Source organism: Anaerovorax sp. IOR16 (assembly GCF_017168145.1).
In the GTDB taxonomy this organism is placed as follows: domain Bacteria; phylum Bacillota; class Clostridia; order Peptostreptococcales; family Anaerovoracaceae; genus IOR16.
In genome coordinates this window covers 937,817-961,232 of the sequence record NZ_JADQTL010000009.1, presented here as the reverse complement: position 1 = coordinate 961,232, position 23,416 = coordinate 937,817, and the positions used below count along the sequence as shown (strand labels likewise).

Annotated in this window: 24 protein-coding genes and 1 pseudogene; 20 read left to right on the top strand and 5 right to left on the bottom strand. The window is 34.5% G+C overall.

Going from position 1 to position 23,416, the window contains the following annotated elements; translation table 11 throughout:
- Position 1: 1 nt before the first annotated feature.
- A complete protein-coding gene (locus I2490_RS08345; RefSeq protein ID WP_206459252.1) occupies positions 2–640 on the bottom strand; it encodes a hypothetical protein in 639 nt (212 codons plus the stop codon).
- 1 nt (position 641) lies between these two features.
- Positions 642–1,478 (bottom strand): glutamate racemase, encoded by an 837-nt coding sequence (gene murI / locus I2490_RS08340; protein ID WP_206459251.1) that lies wholly within the window; start codon positions 1,476–1,478, stop codon positions 642–644.
- Positions 1,479–1,768: 290 nt separating this feature from the next.
- Here murI and pepF point away from each other — a divergent pair, with 290 nt between their 5' ends.
- The 10 genes and pseudogenes from pepF (at position 1,769) to I2490_RS08290 (ending at position 12,752) form a co-directional block, all read left to right on the top strand.
- Positions 1,769–3,571, top strand: a complete 1,803-nt coding sequence (gene pepF, locus I2490_RS08335) for an oligoendopeptidase F (RefSeq protein ID WP_206459250.1) — start codon at positions 1,769–1,771, stop codon at positions 3,569–3,571.
- A 79-nt stretch (positions 3,572–3,650) separates the two neighbouring features.
- Positions 3,651–4,457, top strand: a complete 807-nt coding sequence (locus I2490_RS08330) for an NAD(+)/NADH kinase (RefSeq protein WP_206459249.1) — start codon at positions 3,651–3,653, stop codon at positions 4,455–4,457.
- Positions 4,458–4,469: 12 nt separating this feature from the next.
- Positions 4,470–5,366, top strand: coding sequence for an RluA family pseudouridine synthase (locus tag I2490_RS08325; RefSeq protein ID WP_206459248.1), 897 nt, complete (start codon positions 4,470–4,472; stop codon positions 5,364–5,366).
- A 78-nt stretch (positions 5,367–5,444) separates the two neighbouring features.
- Positions 5,445–5,831, top strand: a complete 387-nt coding sequence (locus tag I2490_RS08320) for a hypothetical protein (protein WP_206459729.1) — start codon at positions 5,445–5,447, stop codon at positions 5,829–5,831.
- Positions 5,832–6,057: 226 nt separating this feature from the next.
- Positions 6,058–7,041, top strand: coding sequence for an EamA family transporter RarD (gene rarD / locus I2490_RS08315; RefSeq protein WP_206459247.1), 984 nt, complete (start codon positions 6,058–6,060; stop codon positions 7,039–7,041).
- Entirely contained in the window at positions 7,041–8,153 is a 1,113-nt protein-coding gene (locus I2490_RS08310) for a YkvI family membrane protein (RefSeq protein WP_206459246.1), read from the top strand. The genes rarD and I2490_RS08310 overlap by 1 nt, the downstream gene beginning before the upstream one ends.
- Positions 8,154–8,224: 71 nt before the next feature.
- Positions 8,225–9,106: an MBL fold metallo-hydrolase gene (locus I2490_RS08305; RefSeq protein WP_206459245.1), complete on the top strand. Its 882-nt coding sequence runs from the start codon at positions 8,225–8,227 to the stop codon at positions 9,104–9,106.
- An 11-nt stretch (positions 9,107–9,117) separates the two neighbouring features.
- Positions 9,118–10,386, top strand: a complete 1,269-nt coding sequence (locus I2490_RS08300) for an ATP-binding protein (RefSeq protein ID WP_206459244.1) — start codon at positions 9,118–9,120, stop codon at positions 10,384–10,386.
- Positions 10,383–11,216 (top strand): DNA-binding domain-containing protein, encoded by an 834-nt coding sequence (locus I2490_RS08295; RefSeq protein WP_206459243.1) that lies wholly within the window; start codon positions 10,383–10,385, stop codon positions 11,214–11,216. The genes I2490_RS08300 and I2490_RS08295 overlap by 4 nt, the downstream gene beginning before the upstream one ends.
- 172 nt (positions 11,217–11,388) lie before the next feature.
- Positions 11,389–12,752 (top strand): annotated as a pseudogene (locus I2490_RS08290) (IS1182 family transposase).
- A 187-nt stretch (positions 12,753–12,939) separates the two neighbouring features.
- Here I2490_RS08290 and I2490_RS08285 read toward each other — a convergent pair.
- Genes I2490_RS08285 through I2490_RS08275 form a run of 3 tightly spaced genes read right to left on the bottom strand, consistent with a single transcriptional unit; the run spans position 12,940 to position 14,848 of the window.
- Positions 12,940–13,752 carry a hypothetical protein gene (locus I2490_RS08285; RefSeq protein WP_206459242.1) on the bottom strand — a complete coding sequence of 271 codons (813 nt, stop codon included), beginning with the start codon at positions 13,750–13,752 and terminating at the stop codon, positions 12,940–12,942.
- On the bottom strand, positions 13,746–14,477 hold the full coding sequence (locus I2490_RS08280; RefSeq protein ID WP_245157116.1) for an ABC transporter ATP-binding protein: 732 nt from the start codon (positions 14,475–14,477) through the stop codon (positions 13,746–13,748). The genes I2490_RS08285 and I2490_RS08280 overlap by 7 nt, the downstream gene beginning before the upstream one ends.
- Positions 14,474–14,848 (bottom strand): GntR family transcriptional regulator, encoded by a 375-nt coding sequence (locus I2490_RS08275; RefSeq protein ID WP_206459241.1) that lies wholly within the window; start codon positions 14,846–14,848, stop codon positions 14,474–14,476. The genes I2490_RS08280 and I2490_RS08275 overlap by 4 nt, the downstream gene beginning before the upstream one ends.
- 212 nt (positions 14,849–15,060) lie before the next feature.
- Here I2490_RS08275 and I2490_RS08270 point away from each other — a divergent pair, with 212 nt between their 5' ends.
- The 10 genes from I2490_RS08270 (at position 15,061) to I2490_RS17160 (ending at position 23,409) form a co-directional block, all read left to right on the top strand.
- Positions 15,061–15,693, top strand: coding sequence for a TetR/AcrR family transcriptional regulator (locus I2490_RS08270; protein ID WP_206459240.1), 633 nt, complete (start codon positions 15,061–15,063; stop codon positions 15,691–15,693).
- Positions 15,690–16,391: an ABC transporter ATP-binding protein gene (locus I2490_RS08265; protein WP_206459239.1), complete on the top strand. Its 702-nt coding sequence runs from the start codon at positions 15,690–15,692 to the stop codon at positions 16,389–16,391. The genes I2490_RS08270 and I2490_RS08265 overlap by 4 nt, the downstream gene beginning before the upstream one ends.
- Complete coding sequence (locus tag I2490_RS08260) at positions 16,385–18,748, top strand: ABC transporter permease (RefSeq protein WP_206459238.1); 2,364 nt, start codon at positions 16,385–16,387, stop codon at positions 18,746–18,748. Before I2490_RS08265 ends, I2490_RS08260 begins: the two co-directional genes overlap by 7 nt.
- 56 nt (positions 18,749–18,804) lie before the next feature.
- Positions 18,805–19,896 (top strand): efflux RND transporter periplasmic adaptor subunit, encoded by a 1,092-nt coding sequence (locus tag I2490_RS08255; RefSeq protein ID WP_206459237.1) that lies wholly within the window; start codon positions 18,805–18,807, stop codon positions 19,894–19,896.
- A 63-nt stretch (positions 19,897–19,959) separates the two neighbouring features.
- Entirely contained in the window at positions 19,960–21,084 is a 1,125-nt protein-coding gene (locus tag I2490_RS08250) for an alanine racemase (protein WP_206459236.1), read from the top strand.
- Positions 21,085–21,096: 12 nt separating this feature from the next.
- On the top strand, positions 21,097–21,444 hold the full coding sequence (locus I2490_RS08245) for a thioredoxin family protein (protein ID WP_206459235.1): 348 nt from the start codon (positions 21,097–21,099) through the stop codon (positions 21,442–21,444).
- Positions 21,429–21,698, top strand: coding sequence for a hypothetical protein (locus I2490_RS16635; protein ID WP_206459234.1), 270 nt, complete (start codon positions 21,429–21,431; stop codon positions 21,696–21,698). The genes I2490_RS08245 and I2490_RS16635 overlap by 16 nt, the downstream gene beginning before the upstream one ends.
- Positions 21,605–21,907, top strand: a complete 303-nt coding sequence (locus I2490_RS08235) for a GNAT family N-acetyltransferase (RefSeq protein WP_206459696.1) — start codon at positions 21,605–21,607, stop codon at positions 21,905–21,907. Before I2490_RS16635 ends, I2490_RS08235 begins: the two co-directional genes overlap by 94 nt.
- A 140-nt stretch (positions 21,908–22,047) precedes the next feature.
- Positions 22,048–22,572: a transposase gene (locus tag I2490_RS17165; RefSeq protein WP_442859734.1), complete on the top strand. Its 525-nt coding sequence runs from the start codon at positions 22,048–22,050 to the stop codon at positions 22,570–22,572.
- Positions 22,573–22,596: 24 nt separating this feature from the next.
- A complete protein-coding gene (locus I2490_RS17160; RefSeq protein WP_442859733.1) occupies positions 22,597–23,409 on the top strand; it encodes a transposase in 813 nt (270 codons plus the stop codon).
- The last annotated feature ends 7 nt before the right edge of the window (positions 23,410–23,416 follow it).

The following is a 23,416-nucleotide window of genomic DNA, read 5'->3' as shown; positions in this document are numbered from 1 at the left end:
ATTAATATTCGTCTTCGTATTCTCCGTCAATGACTGGATTTTCTCGATTCACAAGACCTTCAGTGTAAGAGTCATCGTCACCATCATCATCATCCATGTCTTCCTCTTTCTCGTAAGTGGAGTCCATTAAGGAAGATAAATTCATACTGTACGAATCCAGTTCGTATTCCAGACAGTCGGAGAAATCGTATTCGTAGCTGTCTTCGTTCAGCTTTTCCAGACGGCAAAGTGCAAGTGCCTCAAAAATTGGGACATGAAGCATGACGCCGTCTTTTTTTCTGAGACAATGTACAATTCCTTCAAGCGCATACCAATTGTGAAATTTGTAAAGTTCATCTACAAACAGACGACGATCTTCTTGAGTTTCTTCACTGGATGCTAAGCCGATCAGGCATTTTTGAATATTTGTTAATATCGTATAAATATCTACAATATTATCCGGTAGATTTGCTAATATTTCTTCAAAATAGGTTTCACTTAATTCACATAGTACATCCGATGGAGCCTCCGAAAGTACCATATAAAAATCTTCGTATTCAATGAATTCCTGACATTCCACTAAATCAGCGAAGTGCTCAAAATAGGAAAAGTCATAAGGAGATTCTAAATCCAAAAGTTCCAATAATTCGTTTAATTCCATACTATTTTTCCTCCAATTTTTTTTCGCTGGTATCTAAATCAAAATTTTTAAAGGCCACTTTAAATTCCGAATTTTCGAAAATACGATTAATCATATTTACAAAATTTTCAGAGAGATCGCTTGCAAAAAACGTGTTTTCTGCATCTGAGTTTTGTGCAAATAGCTCTTTTTCTTTCAGAACTTTTTTAATTTGAGAGACAATCTCCTCCGAAGGATTGATGATTCGGAGGTTTGAATAAAGTTTTTCAATATTTTTTCGTATTAAAGGATAGTGTGTACAACCTAATACCAAAGTATCAATTTGATGATAGGATATAAAGTGATCCATGTAATATTGGATGGTTAAATCCATAATTTCATGCTGTAAAATTCCTTCTTCAATTAAAGGAACCAAAGCGGGACAAGGCGTAGTATGAATGTTTAAGTCTGGATTCAACTCTTGGATGGAATCTTCGTAAGTATGACTTTTAATTGTGACCTTTGTACCAATAATGCCGATATGATTGTCCTTTGTGCATGTTTTAGCAACAGTTTCTGCTGCTGGATCAATAATGCCTAAAATAGGCACATCCGGATGGCGTTTTCTTAAGTCATTTAGACAAGTAGCACTGACGGTATTACATGCAATGACAATCATTTTTACATTTTGTTGGATCAAAAAATCTGAAATTTGACGGGAAAAGGTTTTAATGGTATTTGGGCTTTTTGAACCGTAGGGGGTTCTTGCGGTATCTCCGTAATAAATGATACGTTCTTCCGGCAATGCACGACGTAATGGTGCAATGCTGGTTAAACCTCCTAAGCCTGAATCAAAAAAACCGATGGGTCGATTGTCCATATATAATAAATTCCTTTCGTAGTTGTTTTCTTTTATTATTTATAAATATTGTCCTGTTTCTATACAAGTATATATGAGGTTCTGATAGATGAACATACTTATTTTGTAACATTTTTTTTTATTTGTCCAGTGAAAAATGTCGTAATGAAAATTTAAAAATTTTTTATAGTTACAATTATGAAGGAAACGATGGGGTATTTTACTTGTATAAGCAGTGGAAAAAGTTGTATAATATAAAGATAAGACAAAGGGAAAACTTTGAAAAAAGCTTGTACGGAAAGGGTTTAAAAATGGGAAATAATAAAAAAACAAGACAAAGAAGTGAAATAGCACAGGAATATAAATGGAAAATTGAAGCAATGTACGACGATGAAGCAAAATGGGATGAAGATTCTGTAATGGTATTAAAAATGGCAGAAAGCTTTACTGACTTTTCCGGTAAGTTGGGAGAGTCGGCAGATGTGCTTCTCAGTGCTTTTGAAAAGAGAGATGAAATCTGGCTTGTGGCAGAGCGAATTTTTGTCTATGCAAGAATGAAACGGGATGAAGACAACCGAATCAGCCGTTATCAAGCAATGTGTGACAAGTCTCATGCGTTGATTGCTAAGATTTCTGCAAATACATCCTTTTTTACACCAGAACTTCTTGAAGTTTCAGAGGAGAAAATCAGAGGATTTCTCAGAGAAAATAAAAGCTTGCAAAAATACACGTTTGTTGTGGATGAGCTGTTTCGTTTAAAAGATCATGTTCTCACCAAGCAAGAGGAAAATATTTTAGCACAATTCAGTGAACTTACCTCAGCGACCAATGATATTTTCAGTATGATTAATAATGCGGATATCAAGTTTGGTACAATTCTTGATGAGGATGGGGATGAAGTAGAAGTTACACATGGACGATACATTGGTCTTATGGAGTCGTCTGATAGACGAGTTCGTAAGGAAGCTTTTGAGCATATGTATGCAGCATATGAGAAACAAAAAAATACGTTGGCTACTACTTATAATTATAATACAAAATCGGATATTGTAACTGCTCGTATCCGCAAATATGAATCTTCTATAAAATGTGCTTTAGCAGGTGACAACATTCCACTTTCGGTGTATGATAATTTGATCGATATTGTAAATAAGAATCTGCCGCTCATGTATCGATACGTAGAAATTCGCAAGAAGATGTTAAATTTAGACGAATTGCACATGTATGATATGTATACACCGCTTGTAGAAATGCCAAAAGAAGAGATTCCATATGAAAAGGCATTGGAAATGATTCGAGAAGCGTTGATCCCAATGGGCGAAGATTATTTAGAGAGAATGAACAACGGCTTTGCTTCCGGCTGGGTGGATGTTTATGAAAACGAAGGTAAGACAAGTGGGGCTTACTCCTTTGGAACCTATGACAGTATGCCTTACATTCTTTTAAATTATAATGGCAGACTTAAGGATGTGTTTACAGTAATTCATGAAATGGGACACTCTATGCATTCGAATTACACAAGAGAATTCCAACCGTTTGTTTACGGAGGACACTCTATTTTTACAGCAGAAGTAGCTTCAACCGTTAATGAATCACTTTTGATGAAGCATTTATTAAAAAATGCACAAAATGATGAGGTAAAGAAGTATATTTTAAATCTTTATATTGAGGAATTCCGTACAACTTTGTTCCGTCAAACAATGTTTGCTGAATTCGAGAAGATGACACATGAAGCGGTAGAGCAAGGAGAAGTATTGACAGCAGAATGGTTATCTGAAGAATATGGTAAACTCAATCAAAAATATTTTGGAGAAAATGTAGTATACGATCCCGAAATTAAAATGGAATGGGCACGCATTCCTCATTTCTACAATGCATTTTATGTCTATAAGTATGCAACCGGATATTCTGCTGCGGCAGCTTTGTCAGAACTAATTTTAACAGGAGGGGAAAAAGCTCAAGAAGATTATATTACTTTCTTAAAGTCAGGGGAAAGTGATTATCCAATTAATTTGTTAAAGCTTGCAGGTGTTGATATGAGTGAGACAGCTCCGATTGAAAAGGCAATGGAAACATTTGCTTCGTTAATTGATCAATTGGAAGCCTTAATATAATAAACAGAGTTTAAAAAGTTTAATCTAAGTAAAATAAAGCATTAAACAAAATATTAATTTATACTTTGGAGGAATCCGTATGGAAAAGAACAGAATTATTAATATTTTTGCTAACAATTACGAATTATCAAAGGAAACCAAACGGATTCTGAAACAAAAACTGGAAAAAAGCGGATTTATTGTACCTTGCCAATTTGATCCTGAGGCTGAATTGATTGTTTGTGTAGGGGGAGATGGTTCTTTTTTAAAAACTCTGCATAAGTATCAATTCCCTGACATTCCGTTCATTGGTGTAAATACAGGTCATTTGGGCTTTTTTCAAGAATTGCACCCAGATCAGTTAGACGAATTTATTTTTAAATATAAGCAAAAATCATATGAAGTGCAAAGCTTAAAAACGGTAAAGGCAGAAATCGAGGTGTGTGAAAATACGTATACTCATCTCGCTTTGAATGAAGTTATTATAAAGGGAGATCGTTCACAATCCGTACATCTAAACCTTTCCATCGGCGATAGCTTTATTGAACGATTTAGTGGAGATGGACTACTCATTGCAACACCAGCTGGAAGTACTGCTTATAATTATGCTTTGGGTGGAAGTATCGTCGATCCAAGATTAAAGCTCTTACAAGTCACTCCAATTGGTCCGATGAATACAACCGCTTATCGTTCCTTTACTTCTAGTGTAATTCTCCCTGCGGATCTTTTTGTAACGATTTTTCCGGAGACAAAAGAGGAACGAGGTATTGTAATTGTTGCAGACGGCATGGAATACCGCTATGGAAATATTGATCAAGTAAAGGTAGGTTTTGCTCAAAATATTGTAAAACTCTTGCGATTTGAAAACTATGATTTCTGGACAAAGGTTAAAAGTAAATTTTTATAATACGGAGAAAAGATGAAGAATAAATTTGAGTATGTAATAAAGGAAAGTGATGAAGGGCTCCAAATTAAGGAGCTTCTTCGTCGTCATTATGGGTTTTCTTCCCGTCTTATGAGGAAATTTAAAGTAGTTGGCGGTGTGTGCTTAAATGGAGAGCCGGTTAAGTTGTACCATAAAGGGGTTACAGGGGACTTGATTTCCGTCAATTTACCGGAAGAAAGCAGTGATTTTGAACCAGAAGATATTTCAATTTGTGCTGCATATGAAGATGAAGATTTATTGGTTGTTAATAAGCAGCCTGGATATGTTGTACACCCAACAAAAGGACATCCAAACCATACGATTGCCAATGGCATTATGAAATATATGGTTTCTCGGGGAGAAAAATATAAGATTCGTTTTATTAACCGTTTGGATATGGATACTTCTGGGCTTCTTATTGTAGCAAAAAATTCTCATTGTCAGGATGATTTATCTAAGCAAATGGCAAAAAATATAGTAACGAAAAAATACGTTGCTATCGTGCATGGTTCGTTTGATGAAGAAGAAGGTATTATTGATTTACCAATTAATCGTGTTTCAGAAGATCATGTAATTCGTGGAGTTATGGAAAACGGTTATCCATCTATTACACGATATCGTGTTTTAGAAAGGTTTCTGGAGTATTCTTTTTTAGAGCTACACTTGGAAACAGGCCGGACTCATCAAATTCGTGTGCATATGTCACACATTGGGCATCCTCTCGTAAGTGATGCGCTTTATGGTAAAGAAGAACCAGAATTGATTGAAAGGCAGGCTCTGCATGCAGCATATCTGTCATTTCGACATCCTGTTAGCGGCGAGTTTATGAATATCGAAGCACCAATTCCAAAAGATATGCAAAATTTACTTAAGAAATTGAGAGAGAAATAATAGCACCCTTTGCTTCCTTACCACATATGATAAAAGGTCAGAAACTTTTATGATAGAAAGTAGGGAGGTGCTTTTACGGTGAATGACGAATACATAAAGCCGAGCATGGAAAGAGATCGAAGAGGTTTTCGTGAGGATAATTGTGACGTTCATAAGGACGTATACAATGAACCGCATAAAGATTGTTGCTGTGAGCCGCAGCATGATTGCTGCTGTGAACCAAAGTTTGATTGCAAGGATCCTTGTCACGATGATAATGATTTTGGGAGTTGGCTGCCTATTCTTATTTTAATATTCTTACTTTGTGGTGGAACAGGTAGTTTCTTTGGCGGCGGTGGTCATGGAGATTGCTGTGATAATAACAACGGAGGAATTTGGATTATCATTTTAATCATTGTTTTCTTCTTTTGGAATAATCAGGACGGAGGATGCAAAGACGGATTTTTCGGCGGTCTCTTCGGCTAAAAAATAATAACGAAAAAGATATTATTACAATAAGACTGCCCCTTGTCATTTTGACAAGGGGCATGTCACTGTTGCTCAGTTTTTCTGTTTATCGCTTGCTCTTTTCTGTTTTTCGAGATAGAATAAAAAAGTATGGAAAAAAAATGTTTTTTTAAAATGATTCTTCAGAAATTTTGTAAATTTATCTCAATTTTAAAAACGGAAAGGCTTTTATAGGGTGTAGATAATGAATCAGGAAATGCATAATAAGACAGAGTATAAAAAAGGCTTGGCATGTGCACTGGGATGTTCTTTGTTATGGGGGATTTTACCAATTTACTGGAAATCACTGCAAGCGGTTGATCCTCTTTTGATTATGTTTTATCGATTGGTTCTTTGTTTTGTATTGGTACTCTTCATTGACTTATTTTTGTTTGGTTGGGATGCTATCATGGAACCATTAAGGAAGAAGGGTGCAAAACTAACCTTTTTTCTAGCCGGAACTTTGATTTCTTCGAATTGGGGTATTTACATTTGGGCGGTTAACAGTGGATATATTATTCAAACAAGCATTGGCTATTACATAGAGCCTCTTATGGTTTGTGTTTTTGGAGTCATCTTCTTTCATGAAAAGCTTGATAAATACAAGATTGCCGCGTTTGTACTAGCGATTGCAGGTGTTGTGTTTATGTTGGTATCCTATCGACAAATTCCATTCATTGCGATCGGATTGGCATTAACATTTGCTACTTATGCCGCGATTAAGAAGAAAGTTCAAGTTAACTCACTTTTGGCGCTTCTTTATGAAACTATGTTTTTGGTTCCTATTATATTACCTATTATTATTTATATGGAATGGTCAGGGCAGGGGGCCTTTTCTACAGCAACCTATGGTCAAATTGTTCTATTAAGCTTTGCAGGCGCATTTACTGCAGTTCCTTTAATGCTCTTTGCTATGGCTGCAAATCGTATCGATTTTATTACACTAGGTGTTACAGAATATTTTTCACCGTCTATGGGATTGATTTTAGGTATATTTATCTATAAAGAGCCATTTGATTATATTCAATTTATTGCCTTTGTCTTTATTTGGATTGGATTGGTTATTTTTACAATCGGAAGTATAAAGATTAGCAGGGAACCACAAATTGAAGGCACTTCAAATAATAATATACTTAATGATACCATTAGCGAGGAAGAGCAAATTAACAAGTCGGAGGCGAATTTATAATGGATGAAGAAAAGAAAGTAGAGTTATCTGCATTACATATTGGCTTTCTATATATTGGAGCTTTGATGGGTGCAGGATTTGCATCCGGAAAGGAAATGTGGCAGTTTTTTGGTGTATTTGGACAGCATGGCATTTTTGGAATCTTTTTAACTACCTTGATTTTTATAGGATTTGGCTATATGACGGTAACGATTGCGAGAGTTCTTCAGACAAACGATATGAGTAAGCTGATTTTTCCTATGGATAACAAAGCATCTGAAACTATGGTAGGAATCATAATGTCGATCTTTCTTTTTATGGCGTATTTTTCCATGCTGGCAGCTGGAGGGGCTTTGTTTTATGAACAGTTTGGAATTCATCGCTTTCTTGGAAGTTTAGTACTGATGTTTTTAGCCGTATTTACAGCAGTAAATGGTTTTGAAATGGTATCAAAGAGATTGCAAAAGGTAACTCCGATACTAGTTTTGGGTACTTTAATTTTATGTTTACTTATTATAATAAGAAACGATTTTAACTTCCATAAAGAGGTAAAGATTGCAGCAAGTCCTTTGGCTTCAAATTGGCTTGTGGCGGCAATCGCATTTGTATCTTATAATTTAACGGGTGCCATACCTATGCTGGGAAGTTGTTCGATTCACGCAAAAAGCAAGAATACCGCGCAAAAAGGAGCGATTCTTGGCGGAGTTTTTTTGGGTACCTGTTCTTTGATTTTATATTTAACGACATTAACGGATCCGATAAGAGCTTCGGAAAGTGCATTACCTATGTTAGTACTTTGTGAGCAGCTGGCACCTTGGGTACGTGCGATTTATGCTCTGGTGCTTTTGATTGCAGTATTTAGTACAGCAACCAGTACTTTTTATGGTATTACTACAAAACTACCGGAAACGAAAAACAGAAAGATTTATATATGGACCTTAGCAGTGATTGGATTTGGTATGAGTTTGTTTGGATTTTCAAATTTGGTAGCGTTTTTGTATCCAATTGGTGGATATTGCGGCTTGATCTTCCTTGTGTTTATGGTTGTTAATTTTGTAAGAGTGCAGACCGGAAAACGCAGTATAAATGCAGAAGGCAGTATAAATACAGAAAATGATAAAATAGTAAAATAGATAAGAGACAGTAAAAGAAACAAAATTTGTTTTATGAATCACAAAAAAGTAAAAAATAAAAGGATAGAAAAATGATAAAAGGTATAACACGTGTTGCCGGCGGGCCGGGCGGCGATGCTTTGGTTTTAATTGGCAGTGAAAAAACAGCGGTGATTGATTGCGGAATGGCGTATTGTGCACCGCTTATGGTTGAAAAAGTAAAGAAGGTATTGGAAGGACGACCATTGGACTATATGCTTTCTTCTCATACCCATTATGATCATATTGGTGGATTGGCATATTTAAGACAAGAATGGCCAAACTTAATTTGTGTAGGAAATACACATGGACAAGCTGTTCTAAAAAGAGAAGGGGCATTAAAAGCGATAAGAAATCTTTCGGAAAGTGCTGCTAAAAAATATCTAAATGAATCCTATCAGCCTTTAACTTATCGTGATGAGGACCTTCGTATTGATCAAGTTGTTAAGGATGGAGATATTATTTCCCTTGGCGACCGTCATCTTTTCGTGCTTGAAACACCGGGACATACAAATTGTTCCCTTTCCTATTATTTGGAGGAGGAGCGTTTCATGATTCCTTGCGAAAGTGTCGGATGTTATGTAGGAAATCGTCATATGGTTGTCCCTATTTTGACTGGATTTCAAGATACAATTACATCGATAGAACGTTGTAGAGATTTTAATCCTCAATTGATTTCATCGCCGCATTATGGCATGGTTCGCAATATTACACCACAACAATATTTTGAGTTAGCCTTAAACGCTGCAATGGATATGCGAGATTTTATACTAGAATTATATCGGCAAGGAATGACGCAAGAGGAAATGGTTCAAGCTTGTCAAGAACGCTATTGGAAAGGAGAAACTGCAAAGGAACAGCCTTTAATGGCATTTCTGATAAACGCAAAAGCAGCCATTACTGTCATTTGTAGGGAATTTGGTGAAAACCAATAAATACCGATTCTATGAAAAAAGCAAAAACAACTTTTCTTGTAGCAACTTGCATTGCACTTGCATCGCAGGTTAGCATCAATTTATATACGCCGGGGTTTACCATTACATTAGCGGCTTTGTTATTGCCGGTATTTTTGTATTTTAATCGGGAATTCAATCCCATTGAAATTACGTTTATAACCGGAATTGTATCTCCGGTTTATCGCGGTTTGATCATGTATATCAGTGATGTTGCCATTTCGGATGTTGCAGCAACTGTACTTTCTGATGTTTTATTTTACGTTACTTATGGTTCTTTGTTTTATCTTCTTTTTTGGCAGAGGTATCATGCCAGTTTAACCAGTTTTTTCGTTGCTACTATGATTTCTGATTTTCTATCTAATGTCGTGGAAATCAGTGTATTGATGCATTTTCAAAATTATCATTATGAAATCTTCCAGACGTTAGCTATCATCGGTTTTTCTAGGGCAACCATTGCTGTATGTATTGTACTTTTCTATAGTTATTATAAATCATTGTTATCCGCAAATGAACATGAAGAACGGTATCGAAGGCTGGTTCTAATCACCTCTAAAATCAAAAGTGAAATCTATTTTATGAATAAAAATAACGCTGACATCGAAACTGTAATGAAAAAGGCATATAATTTATATAAGGAATTATCGGGAAGTCAATATAATGAAAGTTTACGAAATAATTCGCTTGAGGTTGCTAAGGATGTTCACGAAATAAAGAAAGATTATCTGAGTGTCATTCGTGGCTTGGAAGAGATGTTTGATGGAAGTTATGATGATACTAAAATGAGCATTGCAGATATTGCAGCCATTATTATTCCGGATGTGAAGGAATACATTCGTCGAAATCGCTTAAATATTTCTTTTGATTTTAAGATTGAAAGCCATTTTAATGTTCATAAACATTATTATCTGGTTTCTGTTTTGCGAAATCTCATTTTTAACAGCATTGAGTCCATGGAAGGACAGTCTCGTGGTTATATTCGAATCACAGTTAAAAAAGAAGATGGGAGTTGTTCTATTTCGGTAGAGGATAATGGGAGCGGTATTTCCCAGGAAAACCTAGAATACATTTTCAATATGGGCTTTTCAACAAAATTTAATTTGGAGACAGGAGACATCTGTCGAGGAATTGGACTATATCATGTAAAAGACATAGTAGAAGGCGTATTTTCGGGCAAAATAGCAGTAGACTCAGTGTTGGGAAAAGGTACAAAGTTTACCATTACCATTGATGCAGAAGAGCTTGACGGGAGGAACGAATGAAATACTATATAGTGGATGATGACAAAAATATTGTACGTATTCTCACCAGTATTATTGAGGAAAATGGAGAAGCGGAAGTTGTGGGGAGCTCTTACGAGGGAGAGACTGCTTTTCATGAAATTTTGTTGTCCAAGCCAGACATTGTACTAGCAGATTTGTTGATGCCGGTAATGGATGGCACCACATTAGTAAAAAGATTAAAACCATTAATGCCAAATCTTTGTTTCATTATGATATCTCAAGTACTTGATCATGATTTGCGAGCCGAAGCGTATGAGGCCGGGATTGAATTTTTTATCGGAAAGCCAATTAATAAAATTGAAGTAAGGAATGTTGTTTTAAAGGTAGCGGAACGGATTGAAATGGAGCAGACCTTAAATCATATTAAACGCTTATTTAAAAATGAAACGCAAACAATACAAAAAGAAGAACAGGATATATTAAAAATTAAACATATTTTAGGAATGCTTGGTATGCTGGGAGAAAAGGGAACCAATGATATTTTAACTATTTGCATCTATCTTTTGGCGAATAATAAAAGTGTTTCGGAATGTGAAGATAATGAGATTCAAAGTTTGATTGGAGACAGTCCGCAAATGGTCAAGCAGAGAATTCGAAGAGCCATAAAGGGTGGTCTTACAAATATCGCTAGTTTGGGAATCGAGGATTACAGCAATGAATTTTTTCAGACGCATGCGGGAGTCTTATTTGATTTTGCAAGTGTAAGGGCTGAAATGGATGCATTAAGCAGAAATGCCAGCACTGGGGGTAAAATTTCCGTTAATAAATTTTTTGAAGGATTGCTCTTAATGTGCAGTAAGGATGAATAAAAAATATGGAATAAAACCAAGTGATTAAAAATAGGCGATCAAAATATTTGATCGCCTCAGACTGTAGACAAGGATATCTCTATCTTTGCCTACAGTTTTTTTTACATAATGTAATACATTTTATTGTATTTATGGTAAAATATATGTATAAATACATGGAGGTATTTGCTTTATGATGGGTAAGAAAGATTTATTAGGTCGTGATCAATTTCAAATGGTAACCTTGAATTCTCTTGTTCCACAAGATCATATTATTCGTAAGATAGATACTGCGATTAATCTCTCTTTCATTTATGACCTTGTAAAAGATTTGTATTCTGATGTGGGAAAAGAAAGCATCGACCCTGTCGTCTTAATTAAAATTACCCTCATTCAATATACCTTTGGTATTCGATCCATGAGGCAGACCATTAAAGAAATTCAAACGAATGTAGCTTATCGATGGTATCTTGGTTATAGTTTAGAGGAAGAAATTCCTCACTTTTCTACCTTTGGTAAAAACTACTCTCGTCGGTTTCAAAATACTGACTTATTCGAACAAATCTTTCAAAGAGTCATTGCTGAAATTATGGAATATGAATTCATTAATTCAGAAAGCATTTTCATTGACGGTACACATATTAAAGCAAGTGCAAATAACCATAACAGTGAAAAAGAAACCGTTTTGGAATCCGTTAAATACTATGAAAAAGAACTAATGAAAGAAATTAACGAAGATCGCATTGAACGAGGAAAACAAGCTTGTAAAAAAAAACGGAAGCCAAAGAAAAGACAAAAGTAATCAAGAAAAGTACCGTAGATCCGGATTGCGGTGTATTTCATAAAGGAAAGCATAAGGTAGTATTTGCTTATGCTGCAAATGTAGCTTGCGATCGAAACAATTACATACTTGCTTTTCATACAAATCCAGGAAATGTACATGACTCAGTTGCATTCCCAAAGATTTATGAAAAAGTAAAAAGATATAAAGGTGTAAAAAATATTGTAATGGATTCCGGATATAAAACACCTGCAATTGCTAGAGAAATACTCAAAGATAAACGAATTCCTATCCTACCATACAAACGACCTATGACAAAAAATGGTTATTTTAAAAAACACGAATATGCTTATGATGAATACTATGATTGCTTTGTATGCCCAGAAAACCAAGTGTTAAACTATACTACAACAAATAGAGAAGGGTATCGGGAATATAAGAGTAAAGGAGAAATTTGCAAGAGTTGCCCTTCCTTATCAGAATGCACAGCAAGTAAGGACCATGTAAAAGTAGTCACACGTCATATATGGGAAAACTACATAGAGCAATGTGAGGACATTCGTCATACTCCAAAGTATCGAGATCTTTACAAACTACGGAGTCAAACCATTGAGCGAGTCTTTGCAGATGCAAAAGAAAAACATAATATGCGTTATACACAATATCGAGGGATTCAGAAGATAGAAATGGAACTGAATCTTCTTTTTGCGTCCATGAATCTAAAAAAACTAGCAACATGGATTCATAAATCTGAAAGAAGGAATCAAATGGCATAGAGATATCCTTTTATTTTTTCTTTTTTTAAAAGCTTTATAGAAAAAATAGAAAATACCTTGCAGAAATTATAAGAATATAAATTTAGCAAGGTATTTTGTCTACAGTCTGAGGCGATCAAAATATTTGATCGCCTATTTTTAATAAATAAATATTATTAATTTCATTTAGCTAGACATTTCATTTCATTTACTCCAAATCCAGTTTGTGATTTAAAAGCCAAATGTTACTGATGCTAAATAATGTTGTAAGAATTATACTATAAAGGATTCCGCTCGCTATTAAGCCGTTAAATAATCCGAAGGCAGCATCAATATTGTTTGTATCTACTATTTCTTCTATTTGATAAATGAATTGACTACCTTTTGTAATAAAGCTTAAAGTAAAGAATCCTATTTGTACAAATAAAGTTTCCATCCAAGAAAAAGCGAAATAAGAGAGAATTCCTGCCGGAACTCGGAAACGGTTAAATTGTTTTAAATGAGCAATGCTGCAGGATAAAAATAGCTTTGCCATTTCCTTAATGCAGGTAAAAATCATTGCAAGAACGAATAATAGAAGTGTTGAAATATGATATACATCCAGCTGCTTTAGCGCTTCCGATAGTTGCAGTATATCTGTAATAGATCCCTTTTCAACGATGACTGCAAAGAGTAAAAGTGAAAAAATAGCAACCAAAGAAGTTAAGAGTATCCACATAGTACTGACGATCAGCTTTGATATTACGATGTCACGTGAAGTTACTGGCAGTGTTAGAGTGAGATATCCTTGTTTGGAATACAAATTTGTATTGAAGAGTTGAAATAAATTAGTTATGACAACTACAACAACAGCAACTGAAATACCGAATGCGACAAATCCCGTAATCATCTTTATAAATTCATTTCCTATTGTATTAAAAATAATTGGGATAATGGTTATTCCAAGAAGAATTGCTAAATAAATTCCTAAAAAAGATCTATAAGTGGATTTGATGTCATATTTTATTAATTTAGTTAACATTTGAATACCTCCCGAAATAGTTGATCTATGGATTTTCCTTCTGAAGAGCGAATGTTATCTATATCATCCTGCAAAACAATTTCTCCATCCTTTAGGAAAATTACGGTATCGAAAATTCGTTCAACATCAGAGATTAGATGTGTTGACATGAAGATAGTCGCATCTTCATTATAATTTGTTAAAATAGTATCCAAGATGAAATCTCTGGAAGCTGGATCAATGCCGCCTAAAGGTTCGTCTAATATATAAAGCTTAGCATTTCTGAACATCACTAGGCATAATTGAAACCGTTCTATCATTCCTTTTGACATTTGAGTAATCTTTTGTTTTGGATTAAGTCCTAAACGTCGAAGCATTTCGAGACATTTATTTTCATCAAAATCGGAATAGAAATCTTTAAAGATAGAGATCACATCCAAAGGGTTCATCCATTTAGAAAAGTAAGAATTATCCGGCAAATAAGATACCAATGCTTTTGTAGCTGGACCTATCACATTTCCATGAATGGTTACAGATCCGTTATATTCCTTAATAATTCCTGTTAATATTTTTATTAAGGTTGTTTTTCCGCTTCCGTTAGGGCCTAGTAAACCGACAATATGCCCTGGCTCTAACGTAAGGTTAATATTCGATAAAACTTGTTTCTTTTGATATCTTTTTGATAAATTTTCTATTTTAATCAATTCGTTTGTTTGATTCGATTCCATGCTATTTATTTGACTCATTTTATCATTCCTTTCTCTATTTTATTTTGAAACAACTCCATAGCTTCCTGATTTGAAAATCCTAAGCTTTTCATTTGCAATATAAATTGTTCAATGATTTCTTCGGCAAGGGTATCTCTCATTTTATGGATTCGTTTCGTATCTTTTGTAATGAAACGCCCGCTTGTACGTTCTGCATATACAAGGCCATCCCGTTCTAGTTCTGTAAGTGCTCGCTGCATGGTATTTGGATTAACTTCAAAACGAATAGCGAGATCACGTACAGATTCAAGCTTAGAACCGGCTTTTAATTCCCCTGAGACGATTCTGTGCTTGAATTTGTGAACCAATTGCAAATAGATCGGGATATTGGATTGAAATTGGTTTGGCATTTTATATAAACCCCCTTTTCTATTGTATTATTGTACTATGACACTAATACAATAATACAAAGGTTTTTATATGTCAATACAAAAAATAAAAGATTTAGTCATAAATTTTATATTTTTTTGTTTGACCACTGTGGTCAGCGTGTGATAAGATGAATAAAATGGAATTGACCACTATGGTCGATTTCTTAGTAGATATAATTGGAGATAGATAAATGGATAATGTTTTTAAAAATATAGATCCGGAAAAAAGAGATCGTATTATTAATAGTGCGCTTGAAGAATTTAGTAGAAATCAATTTGACAAAGCTTCAACAAATAATATCGTAAAGAATGCAAAAATATCAAAGGGATTACTTTTTCATTATTTTAACAGTAAGAAAGAACTATATGAAAAGCTGGAGGAATTTACGATTCAACTAATCATAGATGCGATTCAAGAAAATATTGATTGGAATATAACGGATTTTTTTGAGCGGGTAAAACAAGTATCAATGATAAAAGGGGAGCTGATTTATCAGTATCCGTATCTTTATGATTTTATGATTATGATGATTGAAAACACGTCAGTCGAGGAACTGCGGCAAAAATCAGAAGAACAGTCTGGAGATTTGGTACAAAAAATTTACAAATATAATATTGACTTTTTAAAGTTTCGATCTGATATCAATTTAGAAGCTGCGATGACAATTATTCGATGGACGTTTGAAAAATTTGGGGAAGAGTCAATGGGAGCTCTGATAAAAACAGAGAAAGAATTTGATTTCAAGCAATTGGAACAAGAAGCAGAAAAGTATATTGAATTATTAAGAAAAGCCTTTTATAAAAAGGAGGAAAAATCAGAATGAAAATTTTAAGTGCTGAGACTTTATCAAAAAGTTATGAAATGGGTGAAATTCAAGTAAATGCACTGGATGATGTTTCTTTTTCCATCGAAGAAGGAGAATTTGTTGTCGTATTAGGTCCCAGCGGTTCCGGCAAAAGTACGCTTCTTAATATCATCGGAGGTATGGATCAACCAACATCAGGAAAGGTGTTCCTGTATTCAGAAGAAGTTACAAGCTATGATGAAAAAAAGCTAACGGAATACCGAAGAAACAAAATTGGGTTTGTATTCCAATTTTATAACATCATGGCAAATTTAACCGCAGAAGAAAATGTAGAGTTGGCAACTGAGATTTCAGAAGACCCACTTGATGTTTTAGAAATGTTAACGGCGGTCGGTCTCAATGAGCGGAAGGATCATTTTCCAGCACAAATGAGCGGAGGTGAGCAACAGAGAGTATCCATAGCTCGTGCTGTTGCGAAGAATCCTGCGATTTTACTTTGTGATGAACCAACCGGTGCTTTAGATTTTAATACAGGTATTTCGATTTTAGGCTTATTAAAAAAAGTAAATCGTGAAATGAAAAAGACAGTTATTGTTATTACACATAATACAGACATTGCTTTTATGGCTGATCGAGTGATAAAAATGAGAAGCGGAAAAATTATAAGCAATGAGATCAATGAAAATCCGATGAGTGTAGAGGAAATTAAATGGTAAAGTTAAATAAATTGGATACTATGCTGTTTCGCATGATAAAAAACTCAAAAGGTCAATTCATTGCAGCGCTTGTCATCATTGTCGTAGGCATTAGTGTTTATACGTCTTTGAGTATGACTGCTGTAAACATGCGGAATACAGTAAATAGTTATTATGCGGAAAATAATTTTCCGAATTTATTCATTGAAGCTACCATCGTACCGAATCAAAAGATTGAAAAATTAAAAAAGATAAAAGGCGTTCAAAACGTTACTGGGAGAGTTTCTTTGGATGTGCCATTGGTTACGGAAAATCTGAATGAACGTGTAAATCTCCGTATGATAACGATGAATGGAGAGCGAGAAGAACTCAGTCAGTCTACCTTGATAAAGGGCCGAATGATTTCCGATTTCGGTAAAGAAGCATTGCTTATTCAGCAATTTGCAGATGCAAGAGGTATCAAGGTTAATGACGTAATTAAAGTCCAAATAAAGGGCGTGCAATATTCTTTGGATGTGGTAGGCATTGTTGAAAATCCAGAGTATATCTATCTTATGGAAAATGCCCAGAGCATTATGCCGGATCAGGATGATTTTGGAGTCTGCTATGTTTCGGAAAAATTTGGTCAGCAGGCTTTTGGCAGTTCAGGAAGCTATAATCAAGTATTAGTCAGCTATGTAAATGATGTGGATGAAGATACATTGATTGAGGATATAAAGAATGAATTGGATCAAAATGGTATCAAACAAACTATAAAGCGTAAAGATCAACTTAGTAATAGTATGATTGATGAAGAGTTGAATCAATTGGACTCGATGTCTAGCTCCTTACCAATTTTATTTTTACTTGTAGCTGGATTCATGCTGATGATGATGCTTGGACGTATGGTAAAAAAAGATCGAATGAAAATTGGTATACTGCAGGCTATGGGATATACGAGCCATCAGGTGCTTTTTCATTACATAAAGTATGCTTTGATTGTAGGAGTAATCGGAGGATTTTTGGGCTCGTTGATTGGGATGGCACTAGCAGGAGGTATGACAAAAATGTACCTTCAATTTTATCATATTCCATTACTGAAAATTGAATTTTATTATTCTTATATTGCACTGGCAATGATTTTATCAGCAATTTTTTGTACCGTATCGGGTTTAATTGGATCAAGAGAAGTACTTAAAATAACTCCTGCGGATGCAATGAGAGCGGAAGCACCAAAAATAGGGAAACGAATTTTACTTGAGAAATTTTCCCTTCTTTGGAAAAATCTATCTTTTAGTAACAAAATGATAGCTAAAAATATTTTTCGTAATAAAAAGAGAACTATTTTTATATTAGTAGGTGTAATTCTTACTTATGGAATGATGTTGTTTACTACTAGCATGCCTAGTGTCATGGATCAAATGATGAATAAGCATTTTGTTGAGTTTCAAAAAATGGATTATAATATTAGTTTTATCTATCCAATTCATGAGTCTGCAATGCAAGATATGACACATTTAATCGATGTGGATTATATGGAAGGAAAAATCGAATATCCTTTTGAGCTTACAAATGGAAATAAAAAGCAATCGGTTATAATTGTGGGGATTGATAAAGATACTTCTTTCTATTCCTTCAAAGAAAAAAATGGTACTCCTATTATGGTTCCTCAAAACGGTATCTTGTTATCTGAAAATTTAGCGAAAGCCTTACAGGTAGAAAAAGGAGATGCGGTTCGGATTAAAAGTTTTTTGCATGGAAGGGAGGATGTTTACCTAAGAGTTAAGGGTATTATAAAACAGGCCTTGGGGATGAATGCATATATGGAAATTGGAGCTATGGGTGAACAACTACTAGAAAAAAATATTATAACTGGTGTTTATGTTAACTCAAAGGACGAAAAAATAAATGAAAAGTTGCTTCATGCATCCAATGTTGCTACGGTTATGTCGGTTGCAGATACCCTAGCTGTTTATGAAGAATATATGGAGCTTATGGCCCTGTCTATGGGATTCATGGTACTGTTTTCCGGAATATTAGGTTTTTGTATTGTTTATAATGCAACAATTATAAGTGTTATGGAACGACAAATGGAATTTTCTTCATTAAGAGTTCTAGGATTTCGTAAAAAAGAGATATTCTTTATGATAGTTCGAGAAAACAATATCATAATGATCTTAGGTATTCTTATAGGAATTCCAATCGGAAAGATGTTTTTAGAATATAGTTCTTCCGCTTTTAGTACGGATCTATATACATTTGATATGAGTCCTACATTAATGGCTGGAATCTTAGCCGGAGTTTATACGGTTGGTTTTATCTTAGCAGCACAACTTGCCACATATCGAAAAATCAATCAATTGGATTTTTTACAGGCATTAAAAAATAGAGAAGCTTAAAAATTATGAAAGTTAAAACTTAGAACGATGTTGTTTGGTGAAAGGAAGAGATCACAATGAAACAATCAAAGAAGAAGAAGAAAAAATGGATTTTACTATCCGGAGGAATGATTGCGGTTTTTATCGTTGCTGTGATTGGCATTTCTTCAAAAGGTATTTTAGTAGACACTGCAATGGTTGAAACTGGTTCGGTTGTAAAACTAATAAAAGAATCCGGGACTATGGAATCTGAGAGTGCAATCATAGTAACTGCACAAAATACGGCAGAGATACAGGAATTACTGGTATCGGAGGGAGATTCGGTAAAGATTGGTGATGCCTTAATGAAAAGGAAAGAAACAAGTGCAGATTTTGATATTAAGAGCCTACAATCTGAATTGTCCGGCTTGCAAGCTCAATACAATCAAGCGGAAGACCTTGCAATCAAAAATAAAATATTATATGATGAGGGTGCATTGAGCTATGAAGAATATAACCAATCCGATACTACAGTAAAGAAGCTTAGCGCACAAATAGATGCTTTAAATTATTCCATACAAAGTCGGATGAAAGGGGCTGAATTATCAGGGATAACGGCTCCAATTGAAGGTATTGTTACTGCGGTTTTTGTAAAAGAGGGGGAGACCGTTGCTCCCGGATCGCAGCTGTTCGAAATTTCTAATTTGAATGATACGTATGTAAAGGTAGATTTAATTGCTGAGGATGCTGAGTTTGTGAAAGCAGGAGATTCGGTTCGAGTTTTTAATGAGGATGCGAAATTTTCCGATGATAAGGCTGCAATAAAAAAAGTTCATCTGAAAGCACAAGAAAAGTTATCAGATTTGGGAGTGAAGCAGAAGCGAGTTACCGTTGAAATTGCTGTTAGCTCTAATGTATCCATTCGATTGGGAAGTAATGTGGATGTAGAAATTGTAGTGGATCAAAAAAAGGATGTATTACGTATTTCCGATATGGCTCTTTTTGAAATGGATTATAAAGATTATGTTTACGTTATTAGGGATGGGAAAGCTGAGCTGCGTGAAGTAAAAATCGGATTAGAGGGAGAAGATTTTACTGAGATTATTTCAGGATTGTCTGAAGGAGAGACAGTGATTCTATCACCAAACGAAGAAATTCAACAAGGCAGTAGAGTAAAAATAGAAGGATAAAGTGATGTTTGTTATAGTTTTTTAATAAAATTTAGTTCGTTAGTCGAATTGTGGAGGGGGATTATGACACTATCAAACAAAAACTATCCAGTGTTAGAAATTAACTTGGAAGGCATTTATCACAACACAAAAAAAGCAGTTGAAATGTGCAGAGAAAAAGGGGTTGAAGTTACCGGTGTTGTAAAAGGAACCGATTCCTATGAAAATTCCTATTTTCAAGTTTCAAAGCAAATGTTAAGAGCCGGCTGTACAACAATTGGTGATTCTCGTATGAATACGATAAAACGTATGCGTGAATTGGGTATGGATGCTCCGGTACTATTGATTCGAGTTCCTATGCCGTCAGAGCTTGAGGATGTCGTTAAATATGCTGATATCAGTTTAAATTCTGAAATAGAAATGATTAAACAGTTAAATGAAATTGCCGAAAAATATCATAAACAACATAAAGTAATTTTAATGATGGATCTGGGTGATTTAAGAGAAGGTTATTTTGACGAAAATGAGTTAATAAAAGATGCTGTTCTTATTGAAAATGAACTAAAGAACATTAAGTTATATGGTATTGGTACGAATCTAGGCTGTTTTGGGTCTATTAAACCGGATGTAACGAATTTATCGCGATTGGTATCCATTGCAAATAAAATTTCAAACTCAATAGGACGAAAACTTGATGTAGTATCAGGTGGTGCAACTTCTACTTTGCCTTTAATTATGGACAATACGATTCCGGAAGGGATTAATCATATAAGAGTTGGTGAAGGTATTGTTATTGCAAGAGACCTTCAGGATATATGGGGGCTAGATCTTCCAATGTTGCGAAGAGATAATTATATATTGAAAGCGCAAGTGATTGAAGTAAAAGAAAAGCCTTCTTATCCGATCGGTGAAATTTTTGTTGATGCCTTTGGTCATAAACAAACTTATGTTGACAAAGGGATTCGGAAAAGAGCATTGGTAGCATTAGGGAAAAGGGATATCGGTGATATTTTCAGTGTAGTTCCATGCATTGATGGAGTGACCATTGAAGGAGGAAGCAGTGATCACATGATTTTAGATATTACGGATGCGAAAGTAGAAATCAAGCTGGGGGATATTCTTCAGTTTGAAGCATGCTACGGAGCAATGATACATTCTACATATTCAAGTTCCGTCACTAAGGAATACATATTTCCATCCGAAGAATAGAGAGTAATATATATGGAACATTTTAATCAATATAAAGATATTAAAAATGCAATAGACAATCATGAGATAATTTTACTTTTCGGCAAATCAAACCGTTGTACTGTTTGTGATGCTGTCTTACCAAAGATACAGCAAATTGTGAAAAAACATTCAATCTATAGTGCTATAATTGCAATCGAAGATGTACCGGAATTTTCGGGACAATTTTCTGTCTTTACAGCACCGACTGTTTTATTGTTTGCTTTAGGTAAAGAGGTTTTTAGGCAATCAAGATTTATTTTATTTGAAGAGCTTGAAAAAGAGATTATCAAGTGGAGAACTATGCATGCAGAGGGGGAAGATTCGTGTTTGACCAATTAATAATTCAACCATGTAAATTAGAAGATGAAGAGTTCTATGTAAAATTAAATTTAGATTTTATGAAAGCGGTTAAAGAGGAACATCCATATTGGGATAGTTTGAAACTGCCATCAGAAGATGAGATGAAAAAACATTCAGAGAAGCTTTCGATTCCGAATACATTACTATTTTTATTGCAAAAGTTAATAATGAAGTTGTCGGATTTGCTAATGTTTGGACTGTTTATAGTATATGGTCTGGGGGAAAAGGCTTAACGGTTGATGATTTATATGTATTGCCTTCTTATCGAAAAAATGGGATTGGCAAAAAAATAATGAATTATATCGTTGAATATGCTAAAGACCATGATTATAAAAGAGTACAGCTGCATGCAGAAATGGATAATGAAAAAGCCCATAATCTATATAGAGGACTGGGGTTTAATGAAGAGGAAATGTTATTTTTTATGAGAAAATTGGATTAGTACAAGACAACGTGATACGTTGTCTCAGACTGTAGACAAGGATATCTCTATCTTTGCCTACAGTTTTTTTTACATAATGTAATACATTTTATTGTATTTATGGTAAAATATATGTATAAATACATGGAGGTATTTGCTTTATGATGGGTAAGAAAGATTTATTAGGTCGTGATCAATTTCAAATGGTAACCTTGAATTCTCTTGTTCCACAAGATCATATTATTCGTAAGATAGATACTGCGATTAATCTCTCTTTCATTTATGACCTTGTAAAAGATTTGTATTCTGATGTGGGAAAAGAAAGCATCGATCCTGTTGTCTTAATTAAAATTACCCTCATTCAATATACCTTTGGTATTCGATCCATGAGACAGACCATTAAAGAAATTCAAACGAATGTAGCTTATCGATGGTATCTTGGTTATAGTTTAGAGGAAGAAATTCCTCACTTTTCTACCTTTGGTAAAACTACTCTCGTCGGTTTCAAAATACTGACTTATTCGAACAAATCTTTCAAAGAGTCATTGCTGAAATCATGGAATATGAATTCATTAATTCAGAAAGCATTTTCATTGACGGTACACATATTAAAGCAAGTGCAAATAACCATAACAGTGAAAAAGAAACCGTTTTGGAATCCGTTAAATACTATGAAAAAGAACTAATGAAAGAAATTAACGAAGATCGCATTGAACGAGGAAAACAAGCTTGTAAAAAAAACGGAAGCCAAAGAAAAGACAAAAGTAATCAAGAAAAGTACCGTAGATCCGGATTGCGGCGTATTTCATAAAGGAAAGCATAAGGTAGTATTTGCTTATGCTGCAAATGTAGCTTGCGATCGAAACAATTACATACTTGCTTTTCATACAAATCCAGGAAATGTACATGACTCAGTTGCATTCCCAAAGATTTATGAAAAAGTAAAAAGATATAAAGGTGTAAAAAATATTGTAATGGATTCCGGATATAAAACACCTGCAATTGCTAGAGAAATACTCAAAGATAAACGAATTCCTATCCTACCATACAAACGACCTATGACAAAAAATGGTTATTTTAAAAAACACGAATATGCTTATGATGAATACTATGATTGCTTTGTATGCCCAGAAAACCAAGTGTTAAACTATACTACAACAAATAGAGAAGGGTATCGGGAATATAAGAGTAAAGGAGAAATTTGCAAGAGTTGCCCTTCCTTATCAGAATGCACAGCAAGTAAGGACCATGTAAAAGTAGTCACACGTCATATATGGGAAAACTACATAGAGCAATGTGAGGACATTCGTCATACTCCAAAGTATCGAGATCTTTACAAACTACGGAGTCAAACCATTGAGCGAGTCTTTGCAGATGCAAAAGAAAAACATAATATGCGTTATACACAATATCGAGGGATTCAGAAGATAGAAATGGAACTGAATCTTCTTTTTGCGTCCATGAATCTAAAAAAACTAGCAACATGGATTCATAAATCTGAAAGAAGGAATCAAATGGCATAGAGATATC